The sequence below is a fragment of the Scytonema sp. PCC 10023 genome (assembly GCF_963920835.1).
In the GTDB taxonomy this organism is placed as follows: Bacteria; Cyanobacteriota; Cyanobacteriia; order Cyanobacteriales; family Nostocaceae; genus Kalymmatonema.
Window position 1 is genome coordinate 1 of sequence record NZ_CAWUDP010000185.1, and the last position, 8,773, is coordinate 8,773.

An 8,773-nucleotide genomic window follows, 5' to 3' on the forward strand; every position below is an offset into this window, starting at 1 on the left:
ATGAGGGAGTGAGGGAGTGAGGGAGTGAGGGAGTGAGGGAGTGAGGGAGTGAGGGTTCGGAGGAGGATGAGGGTTCGGAGGGTTCGGAGGGGGATGAGGGGGATGAAGAGGAGACTCTTAATTTTGAATTTTGAATTTTGAATTTTGAATTGATTTCTCCCCCTGCTCCTTTGCTCCCCTTGTCTTCCAACTGTCGCCAGCTGTACAGAGTGAGCCCAACTGCAGCTACAGCACCACTCACCAATGGAATATCATGAGCGGGTATCTTTAAACCAACTTGGGAAATTAAAAAATCTGCTATCGGTTGAGTCAGCGACGGTAGCACAATGACACCAAATACCCCCAGCAAAAGCGCACTCAACCAAGGAATCCACTCGTCTAACTGCGTATGTGGATTTGGTTGCTCTAGAATCCAGCGCTTGATTTGACTGTAAAATAAGGCAGCAATTGTACCACTTATAAATGGGGTGACAATCCAGCCTATAGTGATTCGCCCAATTGATGACCAATCAATCGCACTCACTCCCAAAGCAACCCAGCTAAATCCGGCGATCGCACCAACAACGGCATGGGAAGATGATACAGGCAAACCCCGTGATGTGGCAATTTGCAACCACAAACCACCAGAAAGCAGCACCGCCACCATTCCGGTTACTAGCATTTGGGGTGTATCGGCAAATAAAGCTGGATTGGCAATTTTCGTCGCTAGCGTTTGCGATACCTCGTGTCCAAACAGTACCGCACCCGTGAACTCTAACACCCCAGCAATTATGAGTGCCTGTTTTAAAGTAACAGCCTTGGAACCCACGGAAGTTCCCATTGCGTTAGCAACATCGTTTGCACCGAGATTTCCAGCAACGTAGAAGGCGAGAACTGCGACTAAGATGACAAGCATTGAGTTTACCGATTGGGTGTTTTGGGAAGTAGAGACGCTTTCATGAGAGCGCGTCTCTACAATTAACAACTCACAACTAACAATCCCTACTCTCCAAGGTAATAACTAGGGATAAATCAAAATTTTGTACGTTTCTGGAGTCGGTGCGATCGCTTGTTCCACTGCTGCTGATAAATCTTGTAATGGATAGCGATCGCTAATCAACGCCTGTACATCAATGCGCCGATTAAACACAATATCAGCCGCTAGACTTTGAACGCGGTAGGATGAGCTGTAACTACCCATCAAATCAATCTCCCGACGGTAAAGAATATTCGGGTTAACCGGAATTTCCACTTCATCGGGAAACTCTGCGAAAAACAGGATTTTGCCACCTTTGCGGGTACAGTCGAGGGCTTGAAAGAAAGCTTTCTCACTGGGGACAGCAAGCAGAGTCGTATCAACACCCATGCCATTTGTCAAGTCCTGAATTTTTTTGGGTAAATTTGCGTCACGGGCATCAAATGCTGCTTCTGCGCCTACATTCAAAGCTTTCTCGATGCGGGATGGAAGTAAATCTGTGGCGATCGCCTTCGCCCCGAAATACTTCACCAACATGATAAACATTAACCCAATTGGTCCTGCACCAGTAACCAAAACCGTTTGACCTGGGGCAATTTGGGCTTTTTTCACCGCCTTGAGGCAGCAGTTAGTCGGTTCTACAAAACTTGCTTCTTCAAAACTTATATTATCAGGGATGGGAATTAAGCCACCATTGCGCACAATATGACCAGGAACCTTGACATATTGAGCAAAACCACCGCCGCTAGCGTTAAACCCTGCTGTGGTGGAAATGTTTTTGTAGACATCGCACATCGAAAAATTATCATTTAGGCAGTAGCCGCAATGCATACAAGGGATGTGGTGCATCACCGCCACCCGTTGCCCAACTTGCCAGCCTGTTACCTCAGAACCCACTGCTGAAATAGTTCCAGCAGTTTCATGCCCAAAAATGCGCGGCGGTTCATACAGGGGATAACGAATTTTTTTGATATCCGACTGACACAATCCGACGACTTGTACCTGTACCAGCACCTCATCGGGTTCCAGGGTGGGTACGGGGATATCCTCGTAAGAAAGTTGATTAACGCCTCTAAATACCTGTGCTTTCACGTTGAATTCTCACTGGTCAACGATAATAGATGTAACACTTAGGGCGTTCTTTATGCTAATTGCTACGAAATTTAGTTTGTTTCAGCAGTAGACAGCAGTAGATACATCGGAAATAACACGCAAGCATCTAGAAGAGCGCTGAGCATACCAAGTTACTCGTCATCCTCATACAAGCCAGCTTCTTGACTCATCTCAATAAGCTCCTTAAGTGCTTGGCGACGTTTACCTAAAACGCCGAATGCCCCATCCGTCTATACGGTGGGGATGTAAGGGGGACAAAAAAGCAACGTCTTCTAACTAATTTGTTGCATAGCAAAAACAAGGAAGAAGATAGTTGGTTTTTTGTCAATCTGTGTGGACACCTCACGAGTTAATAGACTACAATTACGCTATAGAGTGAAGCGTAAAAATGCTAGTATTTGAAGCCAAACTGGAAGGGACAAACGAGCAGTACAAAAAGCTGGATGAAGCTATTCGTACTGCTCGTTTTGTTCGGAACAGTTGTCTGAGATACTGGATGGAGAACAAGGACATTGATAAGTACGACTTAAGCGCGTATTGCGCTGTACTGGCGAAAGAGTTTGAGTTTGCTGACAACCTCAACTCAATGGCTCGTCAGGCTAGTGCAGAACGTGCTTGGGCGGCTATCTCTCGTTTTTACGACAACTGCAAGAAGGCGAAACCAGGGAAAAAGGGATATCCACGTTTCAAGAAAGAGCAAACACACGGGTCTGTTGAATACAAAACCAGTGGATGGAAACTTTCTGTTGATAGACGACATATCACTTTCTCGGATGGATTCAAGGCGGGAACCTTCAAAATGTGGGGAACCCGTGATTTGCATTTCTACCAGTTAAAACAGATAAAGCGTGTTCGTGTTGTTCGTCGAGCAGATGGCTATTATGTTCAATTCTGTCTTGACCAAGAACGCCACCAGAAACGGGAACCAACTGCCCACAACGTGGGAATTGATGTTGGACTTAACCATTTCTACACCGATTCTGACGGACATCAGGTAGCTAATCCGCGTCATCTACGGAAATCGGAAAAGTCTTTAAAGCGACTGCAGCGTCGCATGTCTAAGACTGAAAAAGGTTCTAAAAACAGGATCAAGTTTAGAAATAAGCTAGCTCGCAAGCATCTCAAGGTAAGTCGCCAACGTAAAGATTTTGCTGTCAAAACGGCAAGATGCGTAGTGATGTCTAACGACCTCGTGGCGTATGAGGACTTGAAGGTGCGAAACATGGTGAGGAATAGACACCTCGCCAAATCCATCTCTGATGCAGCATGGACTCAGTTTCGTAGTTGGATTGAGTATTTTGGAAAAGTTTTTGGTGTGGTCACCGTTGCTGTACCACCTTACTATACATCCCAAAATTGCTCTAACTGCGGGAAAGTTGTCAACAAGACGTTAAGCACCAGGACGCATACTTGTTTGCATTGCGGACATGTCCAAGACAGAGATCATAATGCTGCACGAAACATATTAGAAAAAGCACTACGTACGGCGGGTCACGTCGGAACTAACGCCTCTGGAGAGACTGACCAATACTTGGGAGAGGAAACTCCTTCAAGCAAGTCAACTCGCGGAAAGAGGAAGTCCGGGAAGTGATTCCTGGAATCCCCACCCTCAGCCCTTTGGGCAGGGTGGGGAGAATGTCAATATCTCGCTGTTCCTTATATTTCATCAAATCCTGAAAAGGAACTCGTCGATGTGTTCCTACTTTGATATGAGGAATTTCTCCCTGCTCTAGTAGTTTAATCAAATAGGGGCGTGAGACGTTAAGAAAGTCTGCTGCTTGTTGTGTCGTCATTTCACAATTTTCTGGAATGATAGAATCCGACCTTTAACAAAAGCTTGAACGACATGATGCAACACCTGATGAAGCGACTCAGGAATATCAATTTGCTCTCCATTGGCTCCCAGTAGTTTCACTTTAGAGCCTTCTGTTTGTAGTATGCGCTCTAGTTCCTTGAAAGTTTGAGCTTCTTTTTCTTGAGCTACCACTGACTCTAAGGATGCACTGTTCCCCAATATAATGGTCATGTTAGCTATCTGAGTAATTTTTGCTAAGTTACAATAAATTTTATATTACATAAACGAAATAGACGAAATTAGGCAATCAACCTTGTCTGTGTGGGTTCGCGCATGATAATGAAATTTTGACGCATAAGTTATGAGGGTTTCAGACAACAGATTTAATGACTGCAATAGAAAGCAATAGCTTAAAATCTACCCATATATGTCCTCAGAGTCTTCACTATGGATAACAAGTATCAGTTTCGTACACTTCGACATTTGTTACAGAAATTTGGCGTTGTACGATTATTAGTGCTTTTAATAATCTGTATTATGAGCATTCAGTTGATTTCTGGTTGTTCTTTTCAGAGAAAAGCAGTCCCTCTTTCTTTTCTAGTAAAAGATGATGAAAAGCAAGCTTGGAACCCACTAATCGAGCAGTTTAATGCTAAGCATCCAAAGATCGAGATTCACCTTGAAAATCTTAAAGTAGATCCAGCAAAAGGTACTGATCAATTAAAACAAAAATTGCTCTGTGCCTTAGGTAATGATAAATTAAAACAAGCCTTGAACTGTCCCCCCAACCAGACATTTTATGACCTCCTTTATTTAGACATCATCTGGGTTCCTGAATTTGTCAAGCAAGGTTGGCTCATGGATCTTACTAAAGAGTTTCCATACAAAGAATTAAAGAACGAGTTTCTGATTAGTGAGCTAGAAAATGGCTGCTATGAAGATTCAAACGGTTGCGAGGGGAATGACCAGGATGGCAAAGGCAAGCTATATCGCGTTCCCTTTCGGACTGATATAGGCTTGCTTTATTACCGAAAAGACTTGCTAGAACAGGTTAAAGCGAAACCACCAAAAACGTTTGACGACTTGAAAAAGATTGCCGAAGATGTACAGAAAAAGCAACTCAAAACAAACGAAGACTTTAGGCAATTTCTTTGGCCGGGTCAGGGAGAAGCACTTATAGCAATGTTTACTGAGGTACTACACGGCTATGGTGGCTACTGGATTCAAAAGGATTGGATAAGCAACAAAAGTGAAAAAAACACTAAAGTTGTAGACAACGATAACAAGTGCCAACAGGACAAGTGTAAAGTAGTAGCACTTGATGACCCACAGGCAATACAAGCGGTTCAATTCTTATATGACACGATTTATTCAGATAAGATTTCTTCCTCCAAATTAACCGAGCTTACAGACCCGGACCCAGAAATCAGTGAACAATTCAACAAAAACCCTGATGCCGTTTTCATGCGTAATTGGCCATTCGCCTGGGCTAAAGCTTATGAATCTGAATCCTTACAGGGCAAGATTGATTTTATTCCTATGGTTCATGCAGAAGCTCAGACTAGTGGTGCTAGCAAAGGGGGCTGGGGATTTGGAGTTGCCAAAAATACAAAACATCCAAAAGAAGCTATAGAAGCTATTAAATTCTTTACCAGTGCTCCAATTCAACGCCAGTTCACCTTGAGTTATGGTTCTGTGCCAAGTCTGCGAAAACTATTTTTAGATCCTCAAATTGTTGCCAGGTATAGACACTATCCAAAGCTGTTAAGTTTGATCTACTATAAACAAGATGATGACGAATGGATCGCGCGCCCGCGTATCCCTCAATACAAACAGGCATCCTGTATTTTACAAAAATATCTCGACAAAGTTCTAAATTCTGGTGATGAACTTCCAAATTTTAACCAGGTAATGAATCAAGCAGCTAAGGAGACACGAAAATTACTTGATAACACAGAAAATTTATCACCAGAAGAAATGCTCAAATGCGAATAGCAAAAAAATAATACCTGTTTTCATATTAATCAAGGTATATACAGAGGTGAGGGAAAGTCGAAGCTTTGTTTTGGTTCATGAATTTAAACTATCCTGGCTTGAACTTCCTCATCTCTATCTGTCCATCCGCACCAGCCATCGCAACAAAATACTCTTCATTGGTTGTTGAGAAGGCAACGGTCACTAAGTCCTTGACTTTCGCCGTCCACTCGTGTGCTAATTTTTTGCCAGTTGTGTCCCATATTCTTACTCTGCCATTAGTGTCAGCTATAGCCAAATAGTTGTCATCTGAACTGAAAGCAACATCTACTACATTCGTGTTGTACATTATATCCCAGGGTATAGCTGTGTTAGAGTTCCAATCCCACAAAAACACTTTTTTATCTAAGCCAATCGCAGCTATAAACTTCCCGCTTGGACTGAAACTAACATCCCTGACGTAAGTATTAACTTTAACGTCGAAAATAAAATTTTGAAGGTTAGGAATGTTCCACACCTGTATAGTTCCGTCAGTGCTAGCTGTAGCAAGATATCTATCATTGCTATCTTTCAAACTAAATGCAACGTCTGTAATCTCATTATTAACAAAGTTTAACGACAGTGCAGTGATAGGGTTGCCATTAGGTGCTTTCAAATCCCACAGATATGCTATACCCTTGACATCAGTTGCAGCTATGTAGTTTCCATCAGAGCTAAAGCTGACAGATACTATATAAGCTTGAGAAGCTTGGGGTTTGTCTTTAGGTGGTAGTAAATTCGATATTGTTGAAGTTTCCACATCCCGGACTTTTATGGTACCGTTAGAGCTAGCTGTAGCCAGGTACTTTGAATCGTGACTAAAATCAATTGCGACTATGGGGTTATCATAGCGCTCGTCTTTTTTTGTATCAGTCGAATGCTTTATGGCCTTGTCGATACGTGTAATTTTACCATCATTCTCATTCACCTTCCATAGACGTGCTGAGTTAAAGCCAGCTGTGGCTAAATATTTTCCATTAGGACTGAATTTAACAGCCACTAAGCCATCTCCGATTGTTTTATTATCTTTATTTTCTACGTCATCTGTATGTAGCTTACAATCAACTGAATCATTTTGATCAGTTGGAGTTTTGGTTTCTGTTACTTTTAATATTCGTACTTTATTGTCTAGACTAGCTGTAGCTAGATGGGTCCCATCAGGGCTAAAGTCTATGCTGATCACATCAGCAGCAGGCGATTTGCAGACGTCTGGATTATTATATTTCCCGATGATAATAAAAAATAAAAATACTACACCACATAGAGTAAATACAGTAACAAAAATAATTAGCCTGTTTTTGCGAGAAGAAAGTTTGCTTTTTAAAGCTTCCAGAGACAAGCGAGGGTAACTTATTCTTAGGCGTTTCCTAACCCTGCGTAACTGTGCTTCAGCCTCCTTAATTTCCTGATTAATTTCAGGTATTTGTCTGTTGGACAACTCCTGTTGATTTTCGTCATTCTGGCTATGCCCTAACCCAGCTTGCTCGAGCGTCGGCTCGATCTCACTTAATCGCTCTTCAAGGAGCCTGTTTTCATTTTCCTCATACTCGATTTCCTTCTCTAATTGAAACTTGACATTTTGATTAGCCTCACGTATATGAGCCTCGGACAACTTTGTCAATTTTTCCCGGCGTAGCTTCCATAGTTTGTTAAGGCTGTTATGTTCTTCCCTTAGCCTCTCAATGTTATAACGTGGTTGGCTCTGATTAGAGGTCATCACTCACTTCCTCATCCTGAATCTATTGCAGTTCATGCTCAATCTTGGATATCTCCTCTTCAAGATGTTCCAAATGACTTTTTTCAGTTTGAATTTGTTGCTCTAACTGGAACTTAACTGCTTCGCTCACTTCAATTGCCAAAGCAGCACCCAATCGCTTGATTTTCTCGTTCCGTAAATTCCATTCTTGCTCAAGTGCTTTCAATCTCTCCTCTGCTCGACGACGTTGTCCGTCTGTTAACCCGACTCTAGTAGGTGAAGGTTTGGAGGAAGAGGATAAATTAGGGTTTTTCTTAATGACTAAGGTTGTTTCTTCTGAAAACCCCTCTAATTGAATGGCATTGCGACCGAATTCGTAGGCACGTTCAACAGAGCTACCAGCACCTATCGCACGATAAAAACCTTCGGCAAATGTAATTGCAGCTTTATCTCCAATTGCTTGGTTCGTACCAATCACACAGCCAATGTGTTGAACGATCGCCTCAGCTTGAACCTCTGAATAACAAGCATTGAGAATTACACATTCCAGTTTCTCTTGAAACAAACGAAATAATCCCGCCAGTGCTTGTGCATCCACGAGCTTTGGATTCCCGGTTAAATCCTCCAGCACAAGTCCCTCATCCCCAGCACCATGTCCAGAAAAGTGAACAATCTGCGGTTCTACATCTAACATGGCTTGCTGAACATCTTTGGGACGGACTGCCCAACGCTGTTCTATGATAAAGCGATCGCGTTTTTTTGCTAAACGTATCGCCTCTTGAATGTTACGCACCTCTTCATCCAGCCGCAGGCGTGATGTTTGTCTTGGATTTGCTGCCAGAATTAAGATTTTTTTTACAGGCGTATTGTCGCTCATATCATAAGATGGATTATTAAGTGCTTCGTGGCATAACATCCAAAAACTTAACTAAAAAGTTTAGGGGTACCCCAAAGTGGGATACCACCCCAAATTCCTTCATTCCGCAATTTTAAAGTATTTTTCTACAAGATTGGTGTCAGCGTGCGATCGCCGATCTATCAAACTTAACTTTTTCCAGACGCTGTAAAAAGTCAGCTTGCAATAAACCGTACAATAAATCTCCCACTCAAAGCTTAAGCCCATTTTAATGGGTTAAAATCTTTGCCTCAGCTAGATCAGCAGGAGCCTCACGCCAGAATCTCTGATTTGGCGTGAGAGGAA

Annotated in this window: 8 protein-coding genes; 2 read left to right on the top strand and 6 right to left on the bottom strand. The window is 42.6% G+C overall.

What is annotated here, in order from left to right:
* Together ACM0OZ_RS46615 and ACM0OZ_RS46620 are read right to left on the bottom strand one after the other, a co-directional pair.
* Window positions 1-895, bottom strand: an 895-nt coding sequence (locus ACM0OZ_RS46615) for an inorganic phosphate transporter (protein WP_414589776.1), incomplete at its 3' end; no start/stop codon positions are given.
* Between the two features lie 105 nt (window positions 896-1,000).
* Window positions 1,001-2,047, bottom strand: coding sequence for a zinc-dependent dehydrogenase (locus ACM0OZ_RS46620; RefSeq protein WP_414589777.1), 1,047 nt, complete (start codon window positions 2,045-2,047; stop codon window positions 1,001-1,003).
* A gap of 409 nt (window positions 2,048-2,456) precedes the next feature.
* Here ACM0OZ_RS46620 and ACM0OZ_RS46625 point away from each other — a divergent pair, with 409 nt between their 5' ends.
* On the top strand, window positions 2,457-3,659 hold the full coding sequence (locus ACM0OZ_RS46625; RefSeq protein WP_414589778.1) for an RNA-guided endonuclease InsQ/TnpB family protein: 1,203 nt from the start codon (window positions 2,457-2,459) through the stop codon (window positions 3,657-3,659).
* Here the strand turns inward: ACM0OZ_RS46625 and ACM0OZ_RS46630 are convergent.
* Window positions 3,571-3,861, bottom strand: coding sequence for an excisionase family DNA-binding protein (locus ACM0OZ_RS46630; protein WP_414589779.1), 291 nt, complete (start codon window positions 3,859-3,861; stop codon window positions 3,571-3,573). The genes ACM0OZ_RS46625 and ACM0OZ_RS46630 overlap by 89 nt on opposite strands.
* A complete protein-coding gene (locus ACM0OZ_RS46635) occupies window positions 3,858-4,094 on the bottom strand; it encodes a hypothetical protein (protein WP_414589780.1) in 237 nt (78 codons plus the stop codon). The genes ACM0OZ_RS46630 and ACM0OZ_RS46635 overlap by 4 nt, the downstream gene beginning before the upstream one ends.
* A gap of 306 nt (window positions 4,095-4,400) precedes the next feature.
* Here ACM0OZ_RS46635 and ACM0OZ_RS46640 point away from each other — a divergent pair, with 306 nt between their 5' ends.
* Window positions 4,401-5,858, top strand: a complete 1,458-nt coding sequence (locus ACM0OZ_RS46640; protein WP_414589781.1) for an extracellular solute-binding protein — start codon at window positions 4,401-4,403, stop codon at window positions 5,856-5,858.
* 88 nt (window positions 5,859-5,946) lie between these two features.
* Here ACM0OZ_RS46640 and ACM0OZ_RS46645 read toward each other — a convergent pair whose 3' ends face one another.
* Window positions 5,947-7,593 (bottom strand): WD40 repeat domain-containing protein, encoded by a 1,647-nt coding sequence (locus tag ACM0OZ_RS46645; protein WP_414589782.1) that lies wholly within the window; start codon window positions 7,591-7,593, stop codon window positions 5,947-5,949.
* 22 nt (window positions 7,594-7,615) lie between these two features.
* A complete protein-coding gene (locus tag ACM0OZ_RS46650) occupies window positions 7,616-8,449 on the bottom strand; it encodes a CHAT domain-containing protein (protein WP_414589783.1) in 834 nt (277 codons plus the stop codon).
* Between the last annotated feature and the right edge of the window lie 324 nt (window positions 8,450-8,773).

Bases quoted from the DNA above. Each gene is read 5' to 3' on its own strand.
- ACM0OZ_RS46625 (WP_414589778.1), top strand. From the start codon at position 2,457: ATGCTAGTATTTGAAGCCAAACTGGAAGGGACAAACGAGCAGTACAAA.
- ACM0OZ_RS46630 (WP_414589779.1), bottom strand. From the start codon at position 3,861: ATGACGACACAACAAGCAGCAGACTTTCTTAACGTCTCACGCCCCTAT.
- ACM0OZ_RS46635 (WP_414589780.1), bottom strand. From the start codon at position 4,094: ATGACCATTATATTGGGGAACAGTGCATCCTTAGAGTCAGTGGTAGCT.
- ACM0OZ_RS46640 (WP_414589781.1), top strand. From the start codon at position 4,401: ATGAGCATTCAGTTGATTTCTGGTTGTTCTTTTCAGAGAAAAGCAGTC.
- ACM0OZ_RS46645 (WP_414589782.1), bottom strand. From the start codon at position 7,593: ATGACCTCTAATCAGAGCCAACCACGTTATAACATTGAGAGGCTAAGG.
- ACM0OZ_RS46650 (WP_414589783.1), bottom strand. From the start codon at position 8,449: ATGAGCGACAATACGCCTGTAAAAAAAATCTTAATTCTGGCAGCAAAT.